The organism is Pseudomonas mosselii, from assembly GCF_005796105.1.
Lineage (GTDB): Bacteria > Pseudomonadota > Gammaproteobacteria > Pseudomonadales > Pseudomonadaceae > Aquipseudomonas > Aquipseudomonas mosselii_C.
Window position 1 is genome coordinate 1 of record NZ_VAUO01000024.1, and the last position, 22310, is coordinate 22310.

Annotated in this window: 35 protein-coding genes; 34 read left to right on the top strand and 1 reads right to left on the bottom strand. The window is 57.7% G+C overall.

Annotation, left to right across the window (positions count from 1 at the left end):
• Window positions 1–196 precede the first annotated feature (196 nt).
• From rpsJ to bfr, 30 genes are all read left to right on the top strand, one after another.
• Window positions 197–508: a 30S ribosomal protein S10 gene (rpsJ, locus tag FEM01_RS23400; RefSeq protein WP_003186070.1), complete on the top strand. Its 312-nt coding sequence runs from the start codon at window positions 197–199 to the stop codon at window positions 506–508.
• An 81-nt stretch (window positions 509–589) separates the two neighbouring features.
• Window positions 590–1225 carry a 50S ribosomal protein L3 gene (gene rplC / locus FEM01_RS23405; protein WP_011531887.1) on the top strand — a complete coding sequence of 212 codons (636 nt, stop codon included), beginning with the start codon at window positions 590–592 and terminating at the stop codon, window positions 1223–1225.
• Between the two features lie 12 nt (window positions 1226–1237).
• Window positions 1238–1840, top strand: a complete 603-nt coding sequence (rplD, locus tag FEM01_RS23410; RefSeq protein ID WP_008089819.1) for a 50S ribosomal protein L4 — start codon at window positions 1238–1240, stop codon at window positions 1838–1840.
• Window positions 1837–2136 (top strand): 50S ribosomal protein L23, encoded by a 300-nt coding sequence (rplW, locus tag FEM01_RS23415; protein ID WP_003255484.1) that lies wholly within the window; start codon window positions 1837–1839, stop codon window positions 2134–2136. Before rplD ends, rplW begins: the two co-directional genes overlap by 4 nt.
• Window positions 2137–2150: 14 nt before the next feature.
• Window positions 2151–2975: a 50S ribosomal protein L2 gene (gene rplB, locus FEM01_RS23420; RefSeq protein ID WP_011531888.1), complete on the top strand. Its 825-nt coding sequence runs from the start codon at window positions 2151–2153 to the stop codon at window positions 2973–2975.
• Between the two features lie 16 nt (window positions 2976–2991).
• Window positions 2992–3267, top strand: coding sequence for a 30S ribosomal protein S19 (rpsS, locus tag FEM01_RS23425; RefSeq protein ID WP_003255482.1), 276 nt, complete (start codon window positions 2992–2994; stop codon window positions 3265–3267).
• Window positions 3268–3278: 11 nt separating this feature from the next.
• A complete protein-coding gene (rplV, locus tag FEM01_RS23430; protein ID WP_003103908.1) occupies window positions 3279–3611 on the top strand; it encodes a 50S ribosomal protein L22 in 333 nt (110 codons plus the stop codon).
• A gap of 13 nt (window positions 3612–3624) precedes the next feature.
• Window positions 3625–4311 (top strand): 30S ribosomal protein S3, encoded by a 687-nt coding sequence (gene rpsC / locus FEM01_RS23435; protein WP_003255481.1) that lies wholly within the window; start codon window positions 3625–3627, stop codon window positions 4309–4311.
• Between the two features lie 12 nt (window positions 4312–4323).
• Window positions 4324–4737, top strand: coding sequence for a 50S ribosomal protein L16 (rplP, locus tag FEM01_RS23440; RefSeq protein WP_009397508.1), 414 nt, complete (start codon window positions 4324–4326; stop codon window positions 4735–4737).
• Window positions 4737–4928: a 50S ribosomal protein L29 gene (rpmC, locus tag FEM01_RS23445; RefSeq protein ID WP_002555481.1), complete on the top strand. Its 192-nt coding sequence runs from the start codon at window positions 4737–4739 to the stop codon at window positions 4926–4928. The genes rplP and rpmC overlap by 1 nt, the downstream gene beginning before the upstream one ends.
• A 2-nt stretch (window positions 4929–4930) precedes the next feature.
• The gene (gene rpsQ / locus FEM01_RS23450) at window positions 4931–5197 is read left to right on the top strand and encodes a 30S ribosomal protein S17 (protein ID WP_008089812.1); all 267 of its coding nucleotides are present in this window, start codon (window positions 4931–4933) and stop codon (window positions 5195–5197) included.
• Window positions 5198–5220: 23 nt separating this feature from the next.
• Window positions 5221–5589 (top strand): 50S ribosomal protein L14, encoded by a 369-nt coding sequence (gene rplN / locus FEM01_RS23455; protein ID WP_008089810.1) that lies wholly within the window; start codon window positions 5221–5223, stop codon window positions 5587–5589.
• 11 nt (window positions 5590–5600) lie between these two features.
• Window positions 5601–5915, top strand: coding sequence for a 50S ribosomal protein L24 (gene rplX / locus FEM01_RS23460; protein ID WP_016715319.1), 315 nt, complete (start codon window positions 5601–5603; stop codon window positions 5913–5915).
• Between the two features lie 20 nt (window positions 5916–5935).
• Window positions 5936–6475, top strand: coding sequence for a 50S ribosomal protein L5 (gene rplE, locus FEM01_RS23465; protein WP_012316517.1), 540 nt, complete (start codon window positions 5936–5938; stop codon window positions 6473–6475).
• A 13-nt stretch (window positions 6476–6488) separates the two neighbouring features.
• Window positions 6489–6794 (top strand): 30S ribosomal protein S14, encoded by a 306-nt coding sequence (gene rpsN / locus FEM01_RS23470; protein ID WP_138221822.1) that lies wholly within the window; start codon window positions 6489–6491, stop codon window positions 6792–6794.
• A 209-nt stretch (window positions 6795–7003) separates the two neighbouring features.
• The gene (gene rpsH, locus FEM01_RS23475; protein WP_138221823.1) at window positions 7004–7396 is read left to right on the top strand and encodes a 30S ribosomal protein S8; all 393 of its coding nucleotides are present in this window, start codon (window positions 7004–7006) and stop codon (window positions 7394–7396) included.
• Between the two features lie 12 nt (window positions 7397–7408).
• Complete coding sequence (rplF, locus tag FEM01_RS23480; protein WP_138221824.1) at window positions 7409–7942, top strand: 50S ribosomal protein L6; 534 nt, start codon at window positions 7409–7411, stop codon at window positions 7940–7942.
• 10 nt (window positions 7943–7952) lie between these two features.
• Entirely contained in the window at window positions 7953–8303 is a 351-nt protein-coding gene (gene rplR, locus FEM01_RS23485) for a 50S ribosomal protein L18 (protein WP_011531893.1), read from the top strand.
• A gap of 3 nt (window positions 8304–8306) precedes the next feature.
• Window positions 8307–8807 carry a 30S ribosomal protein S5 gene (gene rpsE / locus FEM01_RS23490; RefSeq protein WP_023629184.1) on the top strand — a complete coding sequence of 167 codons (501 nt, stop codon included), beginning with the start codon at window positions 8307–8309 and terminating at the stop codon, window positions 8805–8807.
• 2 nt (window positions 8808–8809) lie between these two features.
• Window positions 8810–8986: a 50S ribosomal protein L30 gene (gene rpmD, locus FEM01_RS23495; protein ID WP_028690238.1), complete on the top strand. Its 177-nt coding sequence runs from the start codon at window positions 8810–8812 to the stop codon at window positions 8984–8986.
• Between the two features lie 3 nt (window positions 8987–8989).
• Window positions 8990–9424 (top strand): 50S ribosomal protein L15, encoded by a 435-nt coding sequence (gene rplO / locus FEM01_RS23500; protein WP_011531896.1) that lies wholly within the window; start codon window positions 8990–8992, stop codon window positions 9422–9424.
• A complete protein-coding gene (gene secY / locus FEM01_RS23505; RefSeq protein ID WP_003257108.1) occupies window positions 9425–10756 on the top strand; it encodes a preprotein translocase subunit SecY in 1332 nt (443 codons plus the stop codon).
• A 29-nt stretch (window positions 10757–10785) separates the two neighbouring features.
• On the top strand, window positions 10786–10902 hold the full coding sequence (gene rpmJ / locus FEM01_RS23510; RefSeq protein WP_011531897.1) for a 50S ribosomal protein L36: 117 nt from the start codon (window positions 10786–10788) through the stop codon (window positions 10900–10902).
• Window positions 10903–11033: 131 nt separating this feature from the next.
• The gene (gene rpsM, locus FEM01_RS23515; protein WP_003255457.1) at window positions 11034–11390 is read left to right on the top strand and encodes a 30S ribosomal protein S13; all 357 of its coding nucleotides are present in this window, start codon (window positions 11034–11036) and stop codon (window positions 11388–11390) included.
• Window positions 11391–11408: 18 nt separating this feature from the next.
• A complete protein-coding gene (rpsK, locus tag FEM01_RS23520; RefSeq protein ID WP_003255454.1) occupies window positions 11409–11798 on the top strand; it encodes a 30S ribosomal protein S11 in 390 nt (129 codons plus the stop codon).
• A 15-nt stretch (window positions 11799–11813) separates the two neighbouring features.
• A complete protein-coding gene (gene rpsD / locus FEM01_RS23525; protein ID WP_003257114.1) occupies window positions 11814–12434 on the top strand; it encodes a 30S ribosomal protein S4 in 621 nt (206 codons plus the stop codon).
• A 22-nt stretch (window positions 12435–12456) separates the two neighbouring features.
• Window positions 12457–13458, top strand: coding sequence for a DNA-directed RNA polymerase subunit alpha (locus FEM01_RS23530; protein WP_003255452.1), 1002 nt, complete (start codon window positions 12457–12459; stop codon window positions 13456–13458).
• Between the two features lie 42 nt (window positions 13459–13500).
• Entirely contained in the window at window positions 13501–13887 is a 387-nt protein-coding gene (gene rplQ, locus FEM01_RS23535; protein WP_003255451.1) for a 50S ribosomal protein L17, read from the top strand.
• Window positions 13888–14059: 172 nt separating this feature from the next.
• On the top strand, window positions 14060–15499 hold the full coding sequence (locus FEM01_RS23540; protein WP_138221825.1) for a catalase: 1440 nt from the start codon (window positions 14060–14062) through the stop codon (window positions 15497–15499).
• Window positions 15500–15662: 163 nt separating this feature from the next.
• Window positions 15663–16127 (top strand): bacterioferritin, encoded by a 465-nt coding sequence (gene bfr / locus FEM01_RS23545; RefSeq protein ID WP_003257116.1) that lies wholly within the window; start codon window positions 15663–15665, stop codon window positions 16125–16127.
• 133 nt (window positions 16128–16260) lie between these two features.
• On the opposite strand, the gene uvrA is transcribed toward bfr, so the two are convergent.
• Window positions 16261–19095, bottom strand: coding sequence for an excinuclease ABC subunit UvrA (uvrA, locus tag FEM01_RS23550; protein WP_171031018.1), 2835 nt, complete (start codon window positions 19093–19095; stop codon window positions 16261–16263).
• A 129-nt stretch (window positions 19096–19224) separates the two neighbouring features.
• Between uvrA and FEM01_RS23555 the strand changes: the two genes are divergently transcribed.
• From FEM01_RS23555 to FEM01_RS23570, 4 genes are all read left to right on the top strand, one after another.
• On the top strand, window positions 19225–20619 hold the full coding sequence (locus FEM01_RS23555; protein ID WP_138221826.1) for an MFS transporter: 1395 nt from the start codon (window positions 19225–19227) through the stop codon (window positions 20617–20619).
• Between the two features lie 9 nt (window positions 20620–20628).
• Complete coding sequence (locus FEM01_RS23560) at window positions 20629–21174, top strand: single-stranded DNA-binding protein (protein ID WP_138221827.1); 546 nt, start codon at window positions 20629–20631, stop codon at window positions 21172–21174.
• 272 nt (window positions 21175–21446) lie between these two features.
• Entirely contained in the window at window positions 21447–22010 is a 564-nt protein-coding gene (locus FEM01_RS23565; RefSeq protein WP_138221828.1) for a TetR/AcrR family transcriptional regulator, read from the top strand.
• A 68-nt stretch (window positions 22011–22078) separates the two neighbouring features.
• Window positions 22079–22310 (top strand): DUF1348 family protein (locus FEM01_RS23570; RefSeq protein ID WP_138221829.1); only part of this gene is annotated, 232 nt, incomplete at its 3' end.

Sequence of the window (22310 nt, forward strand, 5' to 3'; positions counted from 1 at the left end):
CCGTGAAGGCGGTCGTACCGTCGGCGCCGGCGTCGTAGCCAAAATCATCGAGTAATCACTCGACCGATTGAAAAAGCCCCCGCTCAGCGGGGGCTTTTTTTATTGGGTTGACACTAAATTGGGGCGTCTATAGAATCACGCCTCCTTTTAGCGGGCGTAGTGCGTCCGTTGGGAACAGCCTGGAGTCTGAAATCCAATGCAAAATCAGCAAATCCGTATCAGGTTGAAGGCTTTCGACCATCGCCTGATCGACCAATCCACCCAGGAAATCGTGGAAACCGCGAAACGTACTGGTGCACAAGTGCGTGGTCCAATTCCACTGCCTACCCGCAAAGAGCGTTTCACCGTTCTGGTCTCCCCGCACGTCAACAAAGACGCGCGTGACCAGTACGAGATTCGCACTCATAAGCGTGTTCTGGACATCGTCCAGCCAACGGATAAAACCGTCGACGCGCTGATGAAGCTTGATCTGGCGGCCGGTGTGGAAGTGCAGATCAGCCTCGGCTAAGACTCGCGTCTTGGTCGTGTAACGCTCTGAAATGGGCGGCCATAGCGGGTGAAAGCCCCGTACACTCATGAGGTTTACAACATGACTATTGGTGTAGTCGGTCGGAAAGCGGGTATGACCCGTATTTTCACCGAAGAAGGTGTCTCCATTCCGGTCACGGTCATTGAGATCGAGCCGAATCGCGTCACCCAGTTCAAAACCGAAGAAACTGATGGCTACCGTGCAGTGCAAGTCACTGTCGGCGAGCGTCGTGCTTCGCGCGTGACCGCCGCTCAGGCAGGCCACTTTGCCAAGGCCAACGTTGCCGCTGGTCGCGGTGTTTGGGAGTTCCGTCTTGAAGAAGGCGATTTCCAGGCTGGCGATCTGATCAAAGCTGAACTCTTCACTGCAGGCCAGCTGGTAGACGTAACCGGTCAGTCCAAAGGTAAAGGCTTCGCCGGTACCATCAAGCGCTGGAATTTCCGTGGTCAAGACAACACCCACGGTAACTCCGTATCGCACCGTGTCCCTGGCTCCATCGGCCAGTGCCAGACTCCTGGTCGTGTATTCAAGGGCAAGAAAATGTCCGGTCACATGGGCGCCGAGCGCGTGACTGTTCAGTCCCTGGAAGTAGTACGCGTAGACGCTGAACGCAACCTGCTGCTGATCAAGGGTGCCGTCCCAGGCGCTACTGGCGGCGACGTGGTCGTGCGTCCGGCTGTCAAGGCTCGCGGGTAAGGGGAAACTGACATGCAACTCAATGTAAATGACGCTCAGGCGATCGAAGTTTCCGAACTGACCTTCGGTGGCGAATTCAACGAGACGCTGGTACACCAAGCAGTCGTGGCCTACATGGCCGGCGGCCGTCAGGGCACCAAGCAGCAGAAGACCCGTTCTGACGTGGCCGGTGGCGGTAAGCGCCCATGGCGTCAGAAAGGTACTGGCCGTGCTCGTGCCGGTACTACCCGTGGTCCGATCTGGCGTGGCGGTGGTGTTACCTTCGCAGCGCGTCCTCAAGATCACTCGCAGAAGCTCAACAAGAAGATGTACCGCGCAGCCCTGCGCTCCATCCTCGCTGAGCTGGTGCGTAGCGACCGTCTGGTCGTGGTTCAGGACTTCGCTGTTGAAGCTCCGAAAACCAAAGACCTGCTGAACAAGCTGAACGGCATGGGTCTGAACGACGTTCTGATCGTTTCGGACGCTGTTGATCAGAACCTGTACCTGGCTGCTCGTAACCTGCCGCACGTCGACGTACGTGACGTTCAAGGTTCGGATCCGGTCAGTCTGATCGCATACGAGAAAGTGTTGATCACTGTCTCGGCCGTGAAGAAATTCGAGGAGCTGCTGGGATGAACCAGGAACGCGTATTCAAAGTCCTCCTTGGCCCGCACGTTTCCGAGAAGGCTACCGTTCTGGCTGAGAAAAAAGGCCAGTTCGTATTCAAGGTTGCTACCGATGCAACCAAGCTGGAAATCAAGAAAGCTGTCGAAGGCCTGTTCAACGTAAAAGTTGAAAACGTGTCGACTGTTAACGTTCTGGGTAAAACCAAGCGTACCGCACGTGGTCTGGGCAAGCGTAATGACTGGAAGAAGGCGATCGTCTCCCTTCAGCCAGGCCAAGATCTCGATTTCAGCAGCAGTGCTGAGTAAGGAAGGGGTGCATCATGGCAATCGTTAAATGCAAACCGACTTCCCCTGGCCGCCGTTTTGTGGTCAAGGTGGTCAACAAGGAGCTGCACAAAGGCGCTCCTCACGCACCGCTGATCGAGAAAAAATCGAAGTCTGGTGGTCGTAACAACAATGGCCGCATTACCACTCGTCACGTTGGTGGTGGTCATAAGCAGCATTACCGTCTGGTCGACTTCCGTCGCAACGACAAAGATGGCATCCCTGCCACTGTCGAGCGTATCGAGTACGACCCGAACCGTACTGCTCACATCGCCCTGCTGTGCTACGCAGACGGTGAGCGTCGCTACATCATCGCCCCTAAAGGCGTGAGTGCTGGCGACCAACTGATCGCAGGCGCCCTGGCTCCAATCAAGGCCGGTAACTCCCTGCAACTGCGCAACATCCCAGTAGGTAGCACCGTTCACGGCATCGAACTGAAGCCGGGTAAAGGTGCTCAAATCGCTCGTTCCGCTGGTGCTTCGGCTCAGCTGATCGCGCGTGAAGGCGTCTACGTGACCCTGCGTCTTCGCTCTGGCGAAATGCGTAAAGTACTGGCTGAGTGCCGTGCGACCCTGGGCGAAGTCTCGAACTCCGAGCACAGCCTGCGTTCGCTGGGTAAAGCAGGTGCAAAACGCTGGCGCGGCGTTCGCCCAACCGTTCGTGGTGTTGCCATGAACCCGGTTGACCACCCGCATGGTGGTGGTGAAGGTCGTACCTCCGGTGGTCGTCATCCGGTATCGCCATGGGGCTTCCCAACCAAGGGTGCTAAAACCCGTGGTAATAAGCGTACCGACAACATGATCGTCCGTCGTCGCAAGTAACTAGAGGGATACGACAGTGCCACGTTCTCTGAAAAAAGGTCCTTTTATCGATCTTCACCTGCTGAAGAAGGTCGAAGTGGCGGTGGAGAAGAACGATCGCAAGCCAGTTAAAACCTGGTCGCGCCGTTCGATGATCCTGCCACAAATGGTCGGTCTGACCATCGCGGTACACAACGGTCGCCAACACGTCCCAGTTCTCGTGAACGAAGACATGGTCGGCCACAAACTGGGCGAGTTCGCCGGTACCCGCACCTACCGCGGGCACGTGGCTGACAAGAAAGCCAAGCGTTAAGGGGTAAGGAAATGGAAGTAGCCGCTAAGTTGTCGGGCGCTCGCATCTCCGCCCAGAAAGCCCGCTTGGTCGCCGACCAGATCCGCGGGAAGAAGGTGGGCGAAGCGCTCAACCTGTTGGCCTTCAGCAGCAAAAAAGCCGCTGAAATCATGAAGAAAGTCCTCGAGTCGGCCGTTGCCAACGCCGAACACAACGAAGGCGCAGACGTTGATGACCTGAAGGTCTCCACCGTTTTCGTCAACGAAGGGCGTTCGCTGAAGCGCATCATGCCGCGTGCCAAAGGCCGCGCTGATCGCATCGTCAAGCGGTCTTGCCATATCACTGTCAAGGTTGCGGACAAGTAACGGAGTCGATCAGATGGGTCAGAAAGTACATCCCACTGGCATTCGCCTGGGAATCGTCAAGGAGCACACCTCCGTCTGGTATGCAGACGGCGCGACTTACGCAGATTACCTGTTGAAGGATCTGAAAACGCGTGAGTACCTCCAAGACAAACTAAAAAGCGCGTCCGTTAGCCGTATCGATATTCATCGTCCGGCTCAAACTGCACGCATCACCATCCACACCGCTCGTCCCGGTATCGTTATCGGCAAGAAAGGTGAAGATGTTGAGAAACTGCGTCAGGACCTGACCAAGCAGATGGGTGTGCCTGTGCACATCAACATCGAAGAGATCCGCAAGCCGGAACTCGACGCCATGCTGGTTGCTCAGAGCGTTGCCCAGCAGCTGGAACGCCGCGTTATGTTCCGTCGCGCCATGAAGCGCGCCGTACAGAACGCCATGCGTATTGGTGCCAAAGGCATCAAGATCCAGGTGAGCGGTCGTCTCGGCGGTGCCGAGATCGCACGTACCGAGTGGTATCGCGAAGGTCGTGTGCCTCTGCACACCCTGCGTGCCGATATCGACTACAACACCTACGAAGCTCACACCACCTATGGTGTGATCGGTGTGAAGGTTTGGATCTTCAAAGGCGAAGTGATTGGTGGTCGCCAGGAAGAGCTGAAGCCTCAAGCACCAGCGCCTCGTAAAAAAGCTGCTAAGTAAGGGGTACGCCAAATGTTGCAACCAAAGCGTACAAAATTCCGCAAGCAGATGACCGGCCACAACCGTGGTCTGGCACTGCGCGGTAGCAAGGTCAGCTTCGGCGAGTTCGCTCTGAAAGCTGTTGCTCGCGGTCGCCTCACCGCCCGCCAGATCGAGTCCGCACGTCGTGCGCTGACCCGTCACGTTAAACGTGGCGGTAAGATCTGGATCCGTGTCTTCCCGGACAAGCCGGTTACCAAGAAGCCTCTCGAAGTGCGGATGGGTAAAGGTAAGGGTTCCGTGGAGTACTGGGTTGCCCAGATTCAGCCAGGCAAAGTCCTGTACGAAATCGAGGGTGTTTCTGAAGAGCTGGCGCGCGAAGCATTCGCCCTGGCTGCTGCAAAGCTGCCTCTCGCCACCTCCTTTGTTAAGCGGACGGTGATGTGATGAAAGCGAATGAACTTCGTGAAAAATCGGCACAGCAACTGAATGAGCAACTGCTCGGCTTGCTGCGCGACCAGTTCAATCTGCGTATGCAGAAAGCAACTGGCCAGTTGGGGCAGTCGCACCTGCTCTCGCAAGTTAAGCGTGACATCGCTCGCGTGAAAACTGTGCTCAACCAGCAGGCAGGTAAGTGATCATGGCTGAAGCTGAAAAAACCGTCCGTACGCTGACTGGCCGTGTCGTCAGCGACAAAATGGACAAGACCATCACCGTTCTGATCGAGCGTCGCGTAAAGCACCCGATCTACGGTAAATACGTTAAGCGTTCGACTAAGCTGCACGCGCACGACGAATCCAACCAGTGCAAGATCGGCGACAAGGTTTCCATCCGTGAAACCCGTCCGCTGGCCAAGACCAAGTCCTGGGCACTGGTTGAAGTCCTCGAACGCGCTGTTGAAGTCTAAGGGCTAAGGGTCGGAGAAATTTTATGATTCAGACTCAATCCATGCTCGATGTGGCCGACAACAGCGGCGCTCGTCGCGTCATGTGCATCAAGGTGCTCGGCGGTTCTCACCGCCGTTACGCCGGTATCGGTGACATCATCAAAGTAACCGTCAAGGAAGCGATTCCGCGCGGTAAGGTCAAAAAAGGCCAGGTGATGACCGCTGTTGTCGTCCGTACCCGTCACGGTGTACGTCGCGCTGACGGTTCCATCATTCGTTTCGACGGCAATGCTGCTGTTCTGCTGAACACCAAGCAAGAGCCGATCGGCACTCGCATCTTCGGGCCAGTGACCCGTGAGCTTCGTACTGAGAAGTTCATGAAGATCGTCTCGCTCGCCCCTGAAGTGCTCTAAGGAGATCCGACATGCAAAAGATTCGTCGTGACGACGAGATCATCGTGATCGCCGGCAAAGACAAAGGTAAGCGCGGTAAGGTGCTGAAGGTTCTCGCTGACGACCGCCTGGTCGTCGGTGGTGTCAACCTGGTCAAGCGCCACACCAAGCCTAACCCGATGGCGGGCGTCCAGGGCGGTATCGTCGAGAAAGAAGCGCCTCTGCACGCTTCCAACGTTGCCATCTTCAACGGTGAAACCAACAAGGCTGACCGCGTTGGTTTCAAAGTAGAAGACGGTAAAAAAATTCGTGTCTTCAAGTCGACCCAAAAAGCGGTTGATGCTTGAACACTGCTAGGTAGAAGACCATGGCACGACTGAAAGAGATTTACCGGAACGAAATCGCTCCTAAGCTTAAGGAAGAACTTAAGCTGTCGAACGTGATGGAAGTTCCGCGCGTTACCAAAATCACCCTGAACATGGGTCTGGGCGAAGCGATCGGCGACAAAAAAGTCATCGAGCACGCTGTTGCCGACCTGGAAAAGATCACCGGTCAAAAGCCGGTCGTGACTTTCGCTCGTAAATCCATCGCGGGCTTCAAAGTCCGTGAAGGCTGGCCGATCGGTGTCAAGGTGACCCTGCGTCGCGAAAAAATGTACGAGTTCCTGGACCGCCTGCTGGCGATCTCCCTGCCACGGGTTCGCGACTTCCGCGGCCTGAATGCCAAGTCCTTCGACGGTCGTGGCAACTACAGCATGGGCGTGAAAGAGCAGATCATCTTCCCGGAAATCGACTACGACAAGATCGATGCTCTGCGCGGTTTGGACATCACCCTGACCACCACTGCTCGTTCGGACGACGAAGGCCGCGCTCTGCTGCGTGCTTTCAAGTTCCCGTTCCGCAACTGATTGGAGTAGGAAAATGGCCAAGAAGAGCATGAAAAACCGCGAGCTGAAGCGTCAGCTCACGGTAGCCAAATACGCTAAAAAGCGTGCCGAGCTGAAAGCGACCATCGTCAACCTGAACGCCTCTCCTGAAGAGCGCTTCGCCGCCGTTGTCGCCCTTCAGAAGCAACCACGTGACGCCAGCGCTGCGCGCCTGCGTAACCGTTGCCGCCTGACCGGTCGTCCGCACGGTGTATACCGCAAGTTCGGCCTCGGCCGTAACAAGCTGCGCGAAGCCGCCATGCGTGGTGACGTTCCAGGTCTGGTCAAGGCTAGCTGGTAATTCCAGCTGTCGTGACCACCGGCGCGAGGAGGAGATCTTCCGACCGCCGGTGACCTCGCAACGAAACAAGCCCCTATACGGGGCTTGTTTCGTTTCTGGCTTGTGTCTAGAATGACCGGCTCACCTGAGCCTGGGTTTTTTGCCCTGTCCGCTCGGGTGGTTGTGATAGCCGCAAGGCTAATAATTCTTGTATCAGGAGCATCTAGCCCATGAGTATGCAGGACCCGTTAGCGGACATGCTAACTCGCATCCGTAATGCCCAGATGGCTGAAAAGTCTGTCGTAAGCATGCCTTCTTCCACCCTGAAGGTCGCGGTTGCCAAAGTACTGAAAGACGAAGGTTACATCGCCGGCTACGAAGTGACTGGCGAAGCCAAGCCTTCCCTGTCGATCGAGCTGAAGTACTTCGAAGGCCGTCCGGTCATTGAAGAGCTGAAGCGCTCCAGCCGTCCAGGTCTGCGTCAGTACAAGGCCGTCACTGAGCTGCCGAAAGTACGTGGCGGCCTGGGCGTGTCTATCGTCTCCACCAACAAAGGTGTGATGACTGACCGCGCTGCGCGCGCTGCCGGTGTCGGCGGCGAAGTTCTGTGCACAGTGTTCTAAGGGGAGATAGGCATGTCTCGCGTCGCTAAGAACCCCGTTAAGCTGCCAGCAGGCGTCGAAGTCAAATTCGCCGGCCAGCAGCTTTCGGTGAAGGGTGCCAAGGGCACTCTCGAACTGAACGTTCACTCGTCTGTTGAAGTTACCGAAGAAGCTGGTGAGCTGCGTTTCTCCGCTCGCAACGGTGACCAGCAAGCTCGCGCCATGGCCGGTACCACCCGCGCCCTGGTGAACAACATGGTCCAAGGCGTAAGCCAAGGCTTCGAGCGTAAGCTCCAGCTGGTCGGTGTTGGTTATAAAGCTCAGGCTAAAGGCTCCGTCCTGAACCTGGCTCTGGGCTTCTCGCACCCAGTGGATTACGAACTGCCAGCTGGTATCACCGCTGAAACCCCAAGCCAGACCGACATCCTGATCAAGGGTATCGACAAGCAGCTGGTGGGTCAGGTGGCCGCTGAAGTCCGCGGTTTCCGTCCGCCAGAGCCTTACAAGGGCAAGGGTGTGCGTTACGCGGATGAAGTAGTCCGTCGTAAAGAAGCCAAGAAGAAGTAGGGCCTAGCAAATGACCGACAAAAAAGTTACTCGACTGCGTCGCGCTCGCAAAGCACGCCTGAAAATGCACGAGCTCGAAGCCGTGCGTCTGTGCGTGTTCCGCTCCTCGCAGCACATCTACGCCCAGGTCATTTCGGCCGACGGCAGCAAGGTTCTGGCAAGTGCCTCGACCTTGGACAAAGAACTGCGTGATGGCGCCACCGGCAACATCGACGCGGCCACTAAGGTTGGCAAGCTGGTAGCTGAGCGTGCGAAAGCCGCCGGTGTATCTCAAGTTGCCTTTGACCGTTCCGGCTTCAAGTACCACGGCCGCGTCAAGGCGCTGGCTGATGCTGCTCGTGAAGGCGGGCTGGAGTTCTAAGTTATGGCAAATAACGATCAAAAGCGCGACGAAGGCTACATCGAGAAGCTGGTTCAAGTTAACCGCGTAGCTAAAACCGTAAAAGGCGGCCGTATCTTCACCTTCACCGCACTGACCGTGGTTGGTGATGGTAAGGGTCGTGTTGGCTTTGGCCGTGGCAAATCGCGCGAAGTACCTGCCGCGATCCAGAAAGCCATGGAAGCTGCTCGTCGCAACATGATTCAGGTTGACCTGAAAGGCACCACCCTGCAGTACGCCACCAAGGCCGCCCACGGCGCCTCGAAGGTTTACATGCAGCCTGCCTCGGAAGGTACCGGTATCATCGCCGGCGGCGCAATGCGTGCCGTCCTGGAAGTTGCTGGCGTTCAGAACGTTCTGGCCAAGTGCTACGGTTCGACCAACCCGGTGAACGTGGTTCACGCCACCTTCAAGGGTCTGAAAGCCATGCAATCCCCTGAGTCCATTGCTGCCAAGCGCGGCAAGACTGTCGAGGAGATCATCTGATCATGGCAACCGTAAAAGTAACGCTGATCAAGAGCACCGCCGGCCGCCTGCCTAACCACAAACTGTGTGTTAAAGGCCTGGGTCTGCGTCGCATCGGTCACACTGTAGAAGTCCAAGATACTCCTGAAAACCGCGGGATGATCAACAAGGCCTACTACATGCTGAAGGTCGAGGGTTAATCGATGAAACTCAATGATCTGAGTCCAGCGCCGGGTTCCCGTCGCGAGAAGCACCGTCCGGGTCGTGGTATCGGTAGCGGTCTGGGTAAGACCGGTGGCCGTGGCCACAAGGGTCAAACCTCCCGTTCCGGTGGTTCCATTGCTCCAGGCTTCGAAGGCGGTCAACAGCCGCTGCACCGTCGTCTGCCGAAGTTCGGCTTCGTTTCCCTGAAAGCCATGGACCGCGCTGAAGTGCGTCTGTCCGAGCTGGCCAAGGTGGAAGGCGACCTGATCACCGTTCAGTCCCTCAAGGACGCCAACGTGATCGGCCAGCACGTACAGCGTGTGAAAATCATGCTGTCGGGCGAAGTCACTCGCGCAGTCACCCTCAAGGGTATCGCCGTCACCAAAGGTGCACGTGCGGCTATCGAAGCAGCTGGCGGCAAGTTCGAGGAATAAATGGCTAAGCAAGGTGCTCTCTCTTCGCTCGGTAAGGGCGGGATGTCGGAACTCTGGGCTCGTCTGCGCTTTCTGTTCATGGCGATCATCGTCTATCGGATTGGCGCGCACATCCCGGTACCAGGCATTAACCCGGACCGTCTCGCGGATCTGTTCCGGCAGAATGAGGGGACCATTCTTAGCTTGTTCAACATGTTTTCCGGCGGCGCGCTGGAGCGCATGAGCATCTTTGCGCTGGGGATCATGCCGTACATCTCGGCATCGATCATCATGCAGCTCATGACCGCTGTCAGCCCGCAGCTGGAGCAGTTGAAGAAGGAAGGTGAAGCTGGCCGTCGCAAGATCAGCCAGTACACCCGCTACGGCACCGTTATCCTGGCGCTGGTCCAAGCCATTGGCATGTCCATTGGCCTGGCCAACCAGGGCGTGGCGTTTTCTGTTGGCCTCGGCTTCCATGTCGTCGCCGTCTCCACTTTCGTGGCGGGCGCGATGTTCATGATGTGGCTGGGCGAGCAGATCACCGAGCGCGGTGTGGGCAACGGTATCTCGATGTTGATCTTCGCAGGTATCGTTGCCGGTCTTCCGAGAGCAATCGGGCAGTCTTTCGAGTCTGCACGCACAGGCGATATCAACATCTTCGCCCTGGTCGCTATCGGTTTGCTGGCAGTAGCGATTATCGGCTTCGTGGTGTTCATTGAGCGTGGTCAGCGTCGTATCGCCGTTCACTACGCCAAGCGTCAGCAGGGCCGTAAGGTCTTCGCTGCGCAGACCAGCCACCTGCCGCTGAAAGTGAACATGGCGGGCGTAATCCCGGCCATTTTCGCGAGCAGCATCTTGCTGTTCCCGGCTTCGCTAGGTGCCTGGTTCGGTCAGTCCGAAGGTATGGGCTGGCTGCAAGACATCTCGCAGTCGATCGCTCCTGGTCAGCCGTTGAACATTCTGCTGTTTAGTGCAGGGATCATTTTCTTCTGCTTCTTCTACACAGCGTTGATGTTCAATCCGAAAGACGTAGCGGAAAACCTGAAGAAGTCCGGTGCCTTTATTCCGGGCATCCGTCCTGGTGAGCAGTCGGCGCGCTACATTGATGGCGTTCTGACCCGTTTGACCATGTTCGGTGCTCTTTACATGATGGCCGTGTGCTTGCTGCCCCAGTTCCTGGTGGTGGCTGCAAACGTGCCGTTCTACCTTGGCGGGACCTCGTTGCTGATTGTGGTAGTGGTTGTGATGGACTTCATGTCCCAAGTACAATCGCACCTCGTTTCGCACCAGTACGAATCCCTGATGAAGAAAGCCAACCTGAAAGGCTACGGCGGCAGCGGTCTGCTGCGCTGATAGACCACCTAAGGTTCGAGGAGTCGGTAATGAAAGTTCGTGCATCGGTGAAAAAGCTGTGCCGTAACTGCAAGATCATTCGTCGCGAAGGTATCGTGCGCGTGATCTGCAGCGCGGAACCGCGTCACAAGCAGCGCCAAGGCTGAGTGTGATCTGCGCTTCAAACCCAGCAGCTAGTGTGCTGCTGGGTTGATTATTCGTTTCTACAGCGATATTATCTCGCGCCCTATTTCTTGGCTTCCGGGGCGTAGGTAGCTGTCAATTGGAGTCCCACTGAATGGCCCGTATTGCAGGCGTCAACATTCCAGATAACAAGCATACTGTTATCTCGCTGACCTACATCTATGGTGTCGGTCGCACTACTGCACAGAAAATCTGTGCAGATGCTGGTGTAAACCCAGCCGCTAAGATCAAGGATCTGAGCGACGAGCAAATCGAAACCCTGCGTGGCGAAGTTGCGAAGTTCACCACTGAAGGTGACCTGCGTCGTGACATCAACATGAAGATCAAGCGCTTGATGGACCTGGGTTGCTACCGCGGCCTGCGTCATCGTAAAGGTCTGCCGGTTCGCGGTCAGCGCACCAAGACCAACGCACGCACCCGTAAGGGCCCGCGTAAGCCGATCCGCAAGTAATCGCCCAGGAATATAGACATGGCAAAACCTGCTGCTCGTCCTCGTAAGAAAGTCAAAAAGACAGTGGTTGATGGCATCGCCCACATCCATGCTTCTTTCAACAATACCATCGTGACCATCACCGACCGTCAGGGCAACGCACTGTCCTGGGCTACTTCCGGTGGTTCGGGTTTCCGTGGTTCGCGCAAATCCACCCCGTTCGCAGCTCAGATCGCTGCTGAGCGTGCTGGTCAAGCTGCGCTGGAATACGGTCTGAAGAACCTCGACGTCAACGTCAAGGGTCCAGGTCCAGGTCGTGAGTCCGCCGTTCGTGCACTGAACAGCTGCGGCTACAAGATCGCCAGCATCACCGACGTGACGCCAATCCCGCACAACGGGTGCCGTCCGCCGAAGAAGCGTCGCGTGTAATCAGGAGACAGATAAATGGCACGTTACATTGGTCCAAAATGCAAACTGTCTCGCCGTGAAGGCACTGACCTGTTCCTGAAGAGCGGCGTTCGCGCTCTGGAATCGAAGTGCAACATCGAAGCAGCCCCAGGTATCCACGGCCAGCGCCGTGGCCGTCAGTCCGACTACGGTACCCAGCTGCGCGAGAAACAAAAAGTCCGTCGTATCTACGGTGTACTGGAGCGTCAATTCCGCGGTTACTACCAAGCGGCTGCCTCGAAGAAAGGCGCCACCGGTGAGAACCTGCTGCAACTGCTCGAGTGCCGTCTGGACAACGTCGTTTATCGTATGGGCTTCGGTTCGACCCGTTCCGAGTCCCGTCAGCTGGTTTCGCACAAAGCGATCAGCGTTAACGGCAAGACCGTAAACATTCCATCCTACCAAGTTCGTCCGGGTGACGTGGTCGCAGTTCGCGAGAAGTCGCTGAACCAGCTGCGCATTGTTCAAGCCCTTGAACTGTGCGCCCAGCGTGGCCGCGTTGAGTGGGTTGATGTGGATGCTGCTAAAAAGTCGGGCGTTTTCAAGAACGTTCCTGCTCGCAGCGACCTGTCCGCCGACATCAACGAAAACCTGATTGTCGAGCTCTACTCCAAGTAAGGGCTAGAAAATAGGTGCATCCATGCAGATTTCGGTAAATGAGTTTCTGACACCCCGTCACATCGACGTTCAGGTTGTCAGTCCAACCCGCGCCAAGATCACGCTCGAGCCTCTCGAGCGTGGCTTCGGCCATACCCTGGGCAACGCGCTGCGCCGCATCCTGTTGTCCTCCATGCCTGGCTGTGCAGTAGTCGAGGCCGAGATCGATGGCGTACTCCATGAGTACTCCGCGATCGAAGGTGTACAGGAAGATGTCATTGAAATCCTGTTGAACCTGAAAGGCCTGGCTATCAAGCTGCACGGTCGTGACGAAGTTACGCTGACCTTGTCGAAAAAGGGTTCGGGGGTGGTTACCGCTGCCGATATTCAGCTGGATCACGATGTCGAGATCGTCAACCCCGATCACGTAATCGCGAACCTGGCGTCCAACGGCGCCCTGAACATGAAGCTCACCGTAGCTCGTGGTCGTGGTTACGAGCCGGCCGACTCCCGTCAGACCGACGAAGACGAAAGCCGCAGCATTGGCCGTCTCCAGCTGGACGCCTCCTTCAGCCCGGTGCGTCGTATCGCCTATGTGGTCGAGAACGCCCGTGTTGAGCAGCGTACCAACCTGGACAAGCTGGTCATCGATCTGGAAACCAACGGTACCCTGGATCCTGAAGAGGCTATTCGTCGTGCCGCGACCATCCTGCAACAGCAGTTGGCTGCGTTCGTCGACCTCAAAGGTGACAGCGAGCCGGTTGTGGTCGAGCAGGAAGACGAGATCGATCCGATCCTGCTGCGCCCGGTTGACGACCTGGAACTGACCGTACGTTCGGCCAACTGCCTCAAGGCGGAGAACATCTACTACATCGGCGACCTGATTCAGCGTACCGAAGTAGAGCTGTTGAAGACTCCTAACCTGGGCAAGAAGTCCCTGACTGAAATCAAGGACGTTCTGGCCTCTCGTGGTCTGTCCCTCGGCATGCGCCTCGACAACTGGCCGCCTGCAAGTCTTAAGAAGGACGACAAGGCGACTGCCTGATCGTCGTAATCACCGAACGTAGTGTTTGGTAAGGAATGAATCATGCGTCATCGTAAAAGTGGACGTCACCTGAGCCGTACCAGCTCTCACCGCAAGGCTATGTTCCAGAACATGGCAGTGTCGCTGATCGAGCACGAGCTGATCAAAACCACCCTGCCGAAAGCCAAGGAACTGCGCCGCGTTGCCGAGCCGCTGATCACCCTGGCCAAGGAAGACAGCGTAGCCAACCGTCGTCTGGCCTTCGATCGTACCCGTTCGAAGTCCGCCGTTGGCAAACTGTTCAACGATCTGGGCAAGCGCTACGCCACCCGTCAGGGCGGCTACCTGCGTATCCTGAAGTGCGGTTTCCGCGCTGGCGACAACGCGCCTATGGCGTACGTCGAGCTGGTTGATCGTCCAGTCGGTGGTGCTGTAGAAGCTGCCGAGTAAGACGTCCAGTCTGCTACAAAAAACCGGGCCTAGTGCCCGGTTTTTTGTGTGTGCATTGATTATGAATTTCTATCAATTCGACAATATCAATGAATTGGTTCTTTGTCTCCTGCTCGCGAATACTTCTCCATATGCCGTTTAGCCGGCCATTAGAGACTGATAAGGAGAGCCCATGAGCAAGATTCTGACCACCGCCAGCGGTGCACCGGTTGCCGATAACCAGAACTCCCGTTCCGCCGGCCCTCGCGGCCCGTTGTTGCTGGACGACTTTCACCTGATCGAGAAGCTCGCTCATTTCAATCGTGAGAACATCCCCGAGCGTCGTGTGCACGCCAAGGGGTCGGGTGCCTACGGCACCTTCACAGTCACCCGGGATATCAGCGAATTCACCAGTGCCAGGCTCTTCGACAGCATTGGCAAGCAGACCGAGACGTTCCTGCGCTTCTCCACCGTCGGTGGCGAGCGTGGTTCTGCGGACACTGAGCGCGATCCACGTGGCTTTGCCGTCAAGTTCTACACCGAGGAAGGTAACTGGGATATCGTTGGCAACAACACGCCGGTGTTCTTCATCCGTGACCCGCTGAAGTTTCCTGACTTCATCCACACCCAGAAACGCCACCCTCAAACCAACCTGAAGAGCCCCCAGATGATGTGGGACTTCTGGTCCCATTCACCTGAGGCGCTGCACCAGATCACCATCCTGTTCTCCGACCGTGGTATTCCAGATGGCTATCGGCACATGCATGGTTTCGGTAGCCATACCTATAGCCTTATCAATGCTGAGGGTGCGCGCACTTGGGTCAAGTGGCATTTCAAGACTCAGCAAGGTATCAAGAACCTGGCTCCAGCCGATGCTGCTCGCCTGGCCGGCACTGACCCGGACTACGCCCAGCGTGACCTCTTCGAGGCCATCGAGCGTGGCGAGTATCCGCGTTGGAGCGTGTGCATCCAGGTGATGAGCGAAAACGAAGCAGCGAACCGCCAAGAGAATCCGTTCGACGTGACCAAGACCTGGTCGCAAAAAGACTACCCGCTGATTGAAGTGGGGGTGTTGGAGCTTAACCGCAACCCGCTTAACTACTTCGCTGAGGTCGAGCAGGCCACCTTTGGCCCAAGCAACATGGTGCCGGGTGTCGGTTTGTCTCCAGACCGTATGCTGCAAGGCCGGGTATTCGCCTATGCCGATGCCCACCGCTACCGTGTCGGCACTAACCATCAGCAACTGCCAGTGAATGCGCCCCGCAGTCCGGTGCACAGCTGCCAGCGTGATGGCTCCATGGCAGGCGGCAGCTACGGCAGCGCACCGAACTACGAGCCGAACAGCTACAGCGATGCGCCCAAGCAGTCGCCGCGCCACGCCGAGCCGGCATTGGCCCTGAGTGGCGCAGCCGACCGCTTCGACCACCGCGAGGACAATGACTACTACAGCCACGCCGGCGCGCTGTTCCGCCTGATGAATCACGAACAGAAAGCGCTGCTGATCGACAACATCGCCGGCACCATGGCTGGCGTCAGCGAGGATGTGGTGCAGCGCCAACTGCAGCACTTCTTCAAGGCGGATCCGGCCTATGGCGAAGGTATCGCCAAGGCATTGGGGATCCATCTCGCCTAAGTCGAAGTGATAACAAGAACCGCCCTCGTTTGGGCGGTTTTTCAATGAATATCACTACTGTTTAGCCGATCTTTTGCTAGTAATTGCGCATTTTTCCGTGACCGCCAGCAAAAGCTGGTTCAAACTATGAGCCATTGAAGTATTCACAGGGAGAATCAGGGCAATGCAAGGTCACCCGGACGTAATCAATTATCTCGTCACGTTGCTGAAGGGCGAACTGGCAGCACGCGATCAGTACTTCATCCACTCGCGCATGTACGAGGATTGGGGCTTGTCCAAGCTCTATGAGCGTATCAACCACGAGATGGAGGAGGAGACTCAGCACGCTGACGCTCTGATGCGCCGTATCCTCATGCTTGAAGGCACTCCCGATATGCGTGCCGACGATCTGGAAGTAGGCAGCACCGTACCCGAAATGATCGAAGCCGATCTGAAGCTCGAGTACAAGGTGCGGGGCGCACTGTGCAAGGGCATCGAGCTGTGCGAGCTGCACAAGGACTACATCAGCCGTGACATCCTGCGCGCGCAGTTGGCTGATACCGAAGAAGATCACACCTACTGGCTGGAGAAGCAGCAAGGCTTGATCAAGGCTATCGGTCTGGAAAACTACCTGCAGTCGCAGATGTAACAAGCTGGGCTGCTTTGCAGCCCTTTGCGCCCGCTCCGGCAAGGCCGCTTCTTGGACATCGCAGATCGTCAGATCTGCGCTCTCTGTAGGAGCGGCCTTGTGCCGCGAACGGGGCGCAAGCGCCCCTGTGGCCTTATGCCCGGTCCCGTTCCAGTAGCGGTTTCAGGTAATGTCCGGTATACGATTGCTTCTGCTCAGCCAACTCCTCTGGCGTACCGCAGGCAATGATCTGCCCACCTTTGGAGCCACCCTCCGGCCCCAGGTCCACCAGCCAGTCGGCGGTCTTGACCACATCCAGGTTATGCTCGATCACCACCACGGTGTTGCCATGGTCACGCAGGCGGTGCAGTACATCCAGCAACTGTTGGATGTCCGCGAAGTGCAGGCCGGTGGTGGGTTCGTCAAGGATGTACAGGGTCTTGCCGGTATCGCGCTTGGACAGCTCGCGCGATAGCTTGACCCGCTGCGCCTCGCCCCCGGACAGCGTGGTGGCCGACTGTCCTAGCTTGATGTACGACAGGCCTACGTCCATCAACGTTTGCAGCTTGCGCGCCAGTGCTGGCACCGCGTCGAAGAATGTACGGGCATCCTCGATGGTCATTTCCAGCACCTCATGGATGTTCTTGCCCTTGTACTTGATCTCCAGGGTTTCGCGGTTGTAGCGCTTGCTCTTGCACACATCGCAGGGCACATAGATGTCCGGCAGGAAGTGCATCTCTACCTTGATCAAGCCATCGCCTTGGCACGCTTCGCAGCGCCCACCTTTGACGTTGAACGAGAAACGCCCCGGCCCGTAGCCGCGCGAGCGCGATTCCGGCACGCCCGCGAACAGTTCACGAATAGGCGTGAAAATACCGGTATAGGTGGCCGGGTTGGAGCGCGGCGTACGCCCGATCGGGCTCTGGTCGATATCGACCACTTTGTCCAGGTGCTGCAGGCCGTCGATGCTGCTGTGTGCTGCTGCCTCCAGGCTGCTTGCGCCATTGAGCGCGGTGGCTGCCAATGGGAACAGCGTGTTGTTGATCAGCGTCGATTTGCCGGAGCCGGAGACGCCGGTTACACAGGTCAGCAGGCCGATCGGCACTTCCAGGTCGACGTTCTGCAGGTTATTGCCGCGTGCGCCTTTGAGCTTAAGCTGCAGCTTCTTGTTACGCGGTGTACGTTTTGCAGGCACGACGATCTTCTTGCGCCCGGACAGGTACTTGCCGGTAAGCGAGTCGGGGTGTGCCATGACCTCGTCGGGCGTGCCCTCGGCGACGATCTGCCCGCCATGCACGCCAGCACCTGGCCCGATATCCACCACGTAGTCGGCCAAGCGAATGGCGTCCTCGTCGTGCTCCACCACGATCACCGTATTGCCCAAGTCGCGCAGGTGATTGAGGGTGGCCAGCAAGCGGTCGTTGTCGCGTTGGTGCAGGCCGATCGACGGCTCGTCGAGGATGTACATCACACCCACCAGTCCGGCGCCGATCTGGCTGGCCAGGCGAATACGCTGGGCTTCGCCGCCGGACAACGTATCGGCGCTGCGGTCCAGGGTCAGGTAGTCCAGGCCGACGTTGACCAGAAATTGCAGGCGCTCGCAGATTTCCTTGAGGATCTTCGCCGCGATCTCGCCACGCCGGCCGGTCAGGGTCAATGCGCCAAAATAATCGCTGGCTTCACCGATTGGCAGGTTGGTCACCGCTGGCAGGGTTTTCTCGCCGACCCATACATGGCGCGCTTCACGGCGCAGGCGTGTGCCACGGCAGTCGGGGCAGGGCTGGGTGCCGAGGAACTTGGCCAGCTCTTCGCGCACAGTGGCTGACTCGGTCTCGCGGTAGCGCCGTTCCAGGTTAGGTACGATGCCTTCGAATGGATGCGAGCGCTTGACGATATCGCCACGGTCGTTGAGGTACTTGAAATCGACGCTTTGCTTGCCGCTGCCGTTCAGGATGACTTTCTGGTGTTCGGCCGACAGCTCGCCGAACGGGGCTTCGAGGCTGAAACCGTAATGCGCGGCCAGTGAACCCAGCATCTGGAAATAGTAGACGTTGCGCCGGTCCCAGCCGCGTATCGCGCCCTCGGCCAAGGTCAGTTCGGCGTTGACAAGGCGCTTGGTGTCGAAGAACTGCTTGACCCCCAGGCCATCGCAGGTCGGGCAGGCGCCTGCGGGATTGTTGAAGGAAAACAGCTTCGGTTCCAGCTCGCTGATCGCATGTCCGCAGATCGGGCAAGCGAAGCGCGCGGAGAAGATAGTCTCCTCGCCATCCTCATCGTCCATCGGCGCCACCAGCGCGATGCCGTCGGCGAGCTTGAGCGCAGTCTCGAACGACTCGGCCAGACGCTGTTGCAAGTCGGCGCGCACTTTGAAGCGGTCCACCACCACATCGATGCTGTGCTTCTTCTGCTTGTCCAGCTTGGGCAGTTCGTCCAGTTCATAGAGCTTGCCGTTGATCCGGGCGCGCACGAAGCCCTGGGCCCGCAGTTCGTCGAACACCGCCAGATGCTCGCCCTTGCGCTCGCGGATCACTGGCGCCAGCAGCATCAGCTTGCTGCCCTCGGGGTTCTCCAGCACCAGGTCGACCATCTGGCTGATGGTCTGCGCCTCCAGTGGGATATCGTGGTCCGGGCAGCGTGGTGTGCCGACGCGTGCGTACAGCAGGCGCAGGTAGTCGTAGATTTCGGTGATGGTCCCCACGGTCGAGCGCGGGTTGTGCGACGTGGACTTCTGTTCGATGGAAATCGCCGGCGACAGGCCTTCGATGGTGTCGACATCGGGCTTTTCCATCATTGACAGGAACTGCCGGGCATACGCCGACAGCGACTCCACGTAGCGGCGTTGACCTTCGGCGTACAACGTGTCGAACGCCAGGGACGACTTGCCGGAACCGGACAGGCCGGTGATCACGATCAGCTTGTCCCGAGGCAGGGTCAGGTCGATGTTCTTCAGGTTGTGGGTACGAGCCCCACGAATCAGGATCTTGTCCACTGCGGCCTCGCTTGGCGGGCATAAACAAGGAAGTATACGGCGCGTGGCCAGCACGCGGCAAAGCGTCGCGCAGATGCCGTCAAGCTGTCGGACTGATAGAATCGCCGCCGGTTCACACGAGGTTAATCCATGCACAACACCCACAACGATCGCATGAGCAGCAGCGAAACCCGCGCCGCTGGTGGCCTGGCCCTGGTCTTTGCCTTTCGTATGCTGGGCATGTTCATGGTCCTGCCGGTGCTGGCCACGTACGGCATGGATCTGGCGGGTGCAACACCTGCGTTGATCGGCCTGGCCATCGGCGCCTATGGCCTGACCCAAGCGGTGCTGCAGATTCCGTTCGGCATGATTTCCGATCGCATCGGCCGGCGCCCGGTGATCTATCTGGGGTTGGTGGTCTTCGCCCTGGGCAGCGTATTGGCCGCTCAGGCCGATTCGATTTGGGGGGTGATTGCCGGACGTATCCTGCAGGGGGCAGGGGCCATATCCGCTGCGGTCATGGCACTGTTGTCCGACCTCACTCGCGAACAACATCGCACCAAGGCCATGGCGATGATCGGCATGAGCATTGGATTGTCATTCGCCGTGGCGATGGTGGTCGGGCCACTGCTGACAAGTGCCTTTGGCTTGTCAGGATTGTTCCTGGCTACCGCAGGACTTGCCTTGGTCGGCATTCTGTTGATCGCCTTCGTCGTACCCAACACCCACAGCATTCTGCAGCACCGTGAATCGGGTGTGGCGCGCCAGGCGATTGGCCCGACCCTGCGCCACCCGGACCTTCTGCGCCTAGATGTGAGTATTTTCATCCTCCACGCCATTCTCATGGCCAGCTTCGTAGCCTTGCCACTGGCCTTCGTTGAGCGCGGCGGCCTGCCGAAAGAACAGCACTGGTGGGTGTACCTGACCGCGCTGTTCATCTCATTTTTTGCAATGGTGCCGTTCATCATCTACGGCGAAAAGAAGCGCAAGATGAAACGCGTGCTGGCCGGCGCGGTCGGTGTCCTGCTGCTGACGGAGGTATACTTCTGGGAGTGGGCTGACGGTTTGCGCGGACTGGTGATTGGCACCGTGGTATTCTTCACCGCATTCAACCTGTTGGAGGCTTCGCTGCCTTCGCTGGTAAGTAAAGTGTCGCCTGCCGGTGGCAAGGGGACGGCGATGGGGGTGTACTCCACGAGCCAGTTCCTCGGTGCGGCGTTGGGAGGAATCCTCGGAGGCTGGTTGTTCCAGCACGGTGGGCTGGATACGGTGTTCCTCGGCTGCGCGGTGCTATGTGCCATTTGGCTGATCGTCGCCTTGAGCATGAACGAGCCGCCGTATGTGACCAGCCTGCGCATGCCGCTGACGCCCGAAGCAGTCCGTGAAGCCGGGCTGACCGAGCGTCTGATGGCCGTGCCGGGTGTGACCGACGCTGTGGTGGTGGCAGATGAAGCCGCCATCTATATCAAACTGGATACGAAAATTTTGGACCGTGCGACCCTCGAGCGTCTGGTGAACCCAGCCTCAGCGGCGTGCGAAGCCTAGGAGAACGTTATGGCCCGTGGGGTTAACAAAGTCATTCTGGTCGGTACCTGCGGCCAGGATCCCGAAGTCCGCTACCTGCCCAACGGTAATGCCGTGACCAACCTGAGCCTGGCTACCAGCGAGCAGTGGACCGACAAGCAGTCCGGGCAGAAGGTCGAGCGTACCGAGTGGCACCGCGTCGCGCTGTTCGGCAAGGTTGCCGAGATTGCTGGTGAGTACCTGCGCAAAGGTTCGCAATGCTATATCGAAGGTAAGTTGCAGACCCGCGAGTGGGAAAAAGACGGCATCAAGCGCTACACCACCGAGATTGTCGTCGACATCAACGGGACCATGCAGTTGCTCGGCGGGCGTCCTCAGGGCCAGCAGCAGGGCGGTGACCCTTACAACCAGGGTGGTGGCAACTACAACCAGGGCGGCGGCCAGCAGCAGTATAACCAGGCGCCACGCCAGCAGGCTCCGCGTCCGCAGCAAGCGCCGCAGCGCCCAGCCCCCCAGCAGCCGGCGCCACAGCCAGCGGCTGACTTCGACAGCTTCGATGACGATATTCCGTTCTGAAGTGTAGCTTTTTCAGAACCGTAAACATTAGAAGCGAAGCCATTGATTTGGCTTCGCTTTTTTTTGGCCTGCATACGCCGATACGGCGAGCTTCGATGACCTTCAAAGCGCCTGTCTCGCGGGCAGCTTGGCTGTCGGATGCGCGAGCATCATGCGGGCAGCCAACACGCACAGGCCCGAGCACAAGACCCATTGAGCGTCCGTCCCGGGCTGTAATCGAAAAAATGCAATAGCTGCTTGACCAGGGAGAACGATCGTTCTACTCTGGCTACATGGATAAGCCAATGACCGATACCCGCGAGAAAATCCTGGCCACTGCCGAGAAACTGATTTACGAAAACGGAATCCACGCAACCGGCATGGATCTTTTGGTAAAGACGTCCGGTGTAGCACGTAAAAGTATCTATCGCTATTTTGCGAACAAGGACGATGTCGCTGCCGCGGCACTCAATGCACGCGATGTACGCTGGATGCAGTGGTTCAGAAGCGAGTGCGAAAAAGCACACACGCCGCGAGAACGCGTTATCAGCATGTTTGATGTGCTTAATAGTTGGTTCGAGTCAGACGACTTTCGAGGGTGTGCGTTTATCAACACGGCCGGGGAGGTTGGTGATGCAAATGACCCGATCCGACAAATTGCCAAGCTGCATAAGCAGAAGCTACTGGACTATACGCTGGTGCTGACCAGTGACTTAGGCGTCAAAGATCCAGTGCGCTTGGCCAGGCAATTATTCGTGCTGATAGAGGGCGCGATAACAGTGGCGCGTGTCATGGGAGACTTTACGGCCCTCGAAAGTGCAAAAGAAGTCGCCGAGCTGTTGATTAAAGATGTATAGCGCGTCGGCGCTATAAGTTTCAGAAGTACTCACTCAACTGCAGCATCCAAATGATTGGAGGCACCACCATGTCCAACGAACCCGCTCGCCCGCCACTTCCTCCTTTTACTCGCGAATCGGCCATTGAAAAGGTCCGCCTCGCAGAAGACGGCTGGAATACCCGTACTCCTGAAAAAATAGCGCTGGCCTATACCCGAGACACCCAATGGCGTAACCGGACCGAGTTCGCGATAAACCGCGAAGAAGCCCAGGCGTTGCTGGCGCGCAAGTGGAAAAAAGAACTGGATTACCGCCTGATCA

Bases quoted from the DNA above. Each gene is read 5' to 3' on its own strand.
- FEM01_RS23530 (WP_003255452.1), top strand. From the start codon at position 12,457: ATGCAGATTTCGGTAAATGAGTTTCTGACACCCCGTCACATCGACGTT.
- FEM01_RS23560 (WP_138221827.1), top strand. From the start codon at position 20,629: ATGGCCCGTGGGGTTAACAAAGTCATTCTGGTCGGTACCTGCGGCCAG.
- rpmJ (WP_011531897.1), top strand. From the start codon at position 10,786: ATGAAAGTTCGTGCATCGGTGAAAAAGCTGTGCCGTAACTGCAAGATC.
- rplO (WP_011531896.1), top strand. From the start codon at position 8,990: ATGAAACTCAATGATCTGAGTCCAGCGCCGGGTTCCCGTCGCGAGAAG.
- rplN (WP_008089810.1), top strand. From the start codon at position 5,221: ATGATTCAGACTCAATCCATGCTCGATGTGGCCGACAACAGCGGCGCT.
- rpmC (WP_002555481.1), top strand. From the start codon at position 4,737: ATGAAAGCGAATGAACTTCGTGAAAAATCGGCACAGCAACTGAATGAG.
- FEM01_RS23565 (WP_138221828.1), top strand. From the start codon at position 21,447: ATGGATAAGCCAATGACCGATACCCGCGAGAAAATCCTGGCCACTGCC.
- rplR (WP_011531893.1), top strand. From the start codon at position 7,953: ATGACCGACAAAAAAGTTACTCGACTGCGTCGCGCTCGCAAAGCACGC.
- rpsE (WP_023629184.1), top strand. From the start codon at position 8,307: ATGGCAAATAACGATCAAAAGCGCGACGAAGGCTACATCGAGAAGCTG.
- secY (WP_003257108.1), top strand. From the start codon at position 9,425: ATGGCTAAGCAAGGTGCTCTCTCTTCGCTCGGTAAGGGCGGGATGTCG.
- rplB (WP_011531888.1), top strand. From the start codon at position 2,151: ATGGCAATCGTTAAATGCAAACCGACTTCCCCTGGCCGCCGTTTTGTG.
- rpsQ (WP_008089812.1), top strand. From the start codon at position 4,931: ATGGCTGAAGCTGAAAAAACCGTCCGTACGCTGACTGGCCGTGTCGTC.
- rplC (WP_011531887.1), top strand. From the start codon at position 590: ATGACTATTGGTGTAGTCGGTCGGAAAGCGGGTATGACCCGTATTTTC.
- rplV (WP_003103908.1), top strand. From the start codon at position 3,279: ATGGAAGTAGCCGCTAAGTTGTCGGGCGCTCGCATCTCCGCCCAGAAA.
- rplD (WP_008089819.1), top strand. From the start codon at position 1,238: ATGCAACTCAATGTAAATGACGCTCAGGCGATCGAAGTTTCCGAACTG.
- rpsJ (WP_003186070.1), top strand. From the start codon at position 197: ATGCAAAATCAGCAAATCCGTATCAGGTTGAAGGCTTTCGACCATCGC.
- rpsK (WP_003255454.1), top strand. From the start codon at position 11,409: ATGGCAAAACCTGCTGCTCGTCCTCGTAAGAAAGTCAAAAAGACAGTG.
- rplP (WP_009397508.1), top strand. From the start codon at position 4,324: ATGTTGCAACCAAAGCGTACAAAATTCCGCAAGCAGATGACCGGCCAC.
- rplW (WP_003255484.1), top strand. From the start codon at position 1,837: ATGAACCAGGAACGCGTATTCAAAGTCCTCCTTGGCCCGCACGTTTCC.
- FEM01_RS23555 (WP_138221826.1), top strand. From the start codon at position 19,225: ATGCACAACACCCACAACGATCGCATGAGCAGCAGCGAAACCCGCGCC.
- rplF (WP_138221824.1), top strand. From the start codon at position 7,409: ATGTCTCGCGTCGCTAAGAACCCCGTTAAGCTGCCAGCAGGCGTCGAA.
- rpsH (WP_138221823.1), top strand. From the start codon at position 7,004: ATGAGTATGCAGGACCCGTTAGCGGACATGCTAACTCGCATCCGTAAT.
- rpsM (WP_003255457.1), top strand. From the start codon at position 11,034: ATGGCCCGTATTGCAGGCGTCAACATTCCAGATAACAAGCATACTGTT.
- rpmD (WP_028690238.1), top strand. From the start codon at position 8,810: ATGGCAACCGTAAAAGTAACGCTGATCAAGAGCACCGCCGGCCGCCTG.
- FEM01_RS23540 (WP_138221825.1), top strand. From the start codon at position 14,060: ATGAGCAAGATTCTGACCACCGCCAGCGGTGCACCGGTTGCCGATAAC.
- rplX (WP_016715319.1), top strand. From the start codon at position 5,601: ATGCAAAAGATTCGTCGTGACGACGAGATCATCGTGATCGCCGGCAAA.
- bfr (WP_003257116.1), top strand. From the start codon at position 15,663: ATGCAAGGTCACCCGGACGTAATCAATTATCTCGTCACGTTGCTGAAG.
- rpsN (WP_138221822.1), top strand. From the start codon at position 6,489: ATGGCCAAGAAGAGCATGAAAAACCGCGAGCTGAAGCGTCAGCTCACG.
- rplE (WP_012316517.1), top strand. From the start codon at position 5,936: ATGGCACGACTGAAAGAGATTTACCGGAACGAAATCGCTCCTAAGCTT.
- rpsC (WP_003255481.1), top strand. From the start codon at position 3,625: ATGGGTCAGAAAGTACATCCCACTGGCATTCGCCTGGGAATCGTCAAG.
- rplQ (WP_003255451.1), top strand. From the start codon at position 13,501: ATGCGTCATCGTAAAAGTGGACGTCACCTGAGCCGTACCAGCTCTCAC.
- rpsD (WP_003257114.1), top strand. From the start codon at position 11,814: ATGGCACGTTACATTGGTCCAAAATGCAAACTGTCTCGCCGTGAAGGC.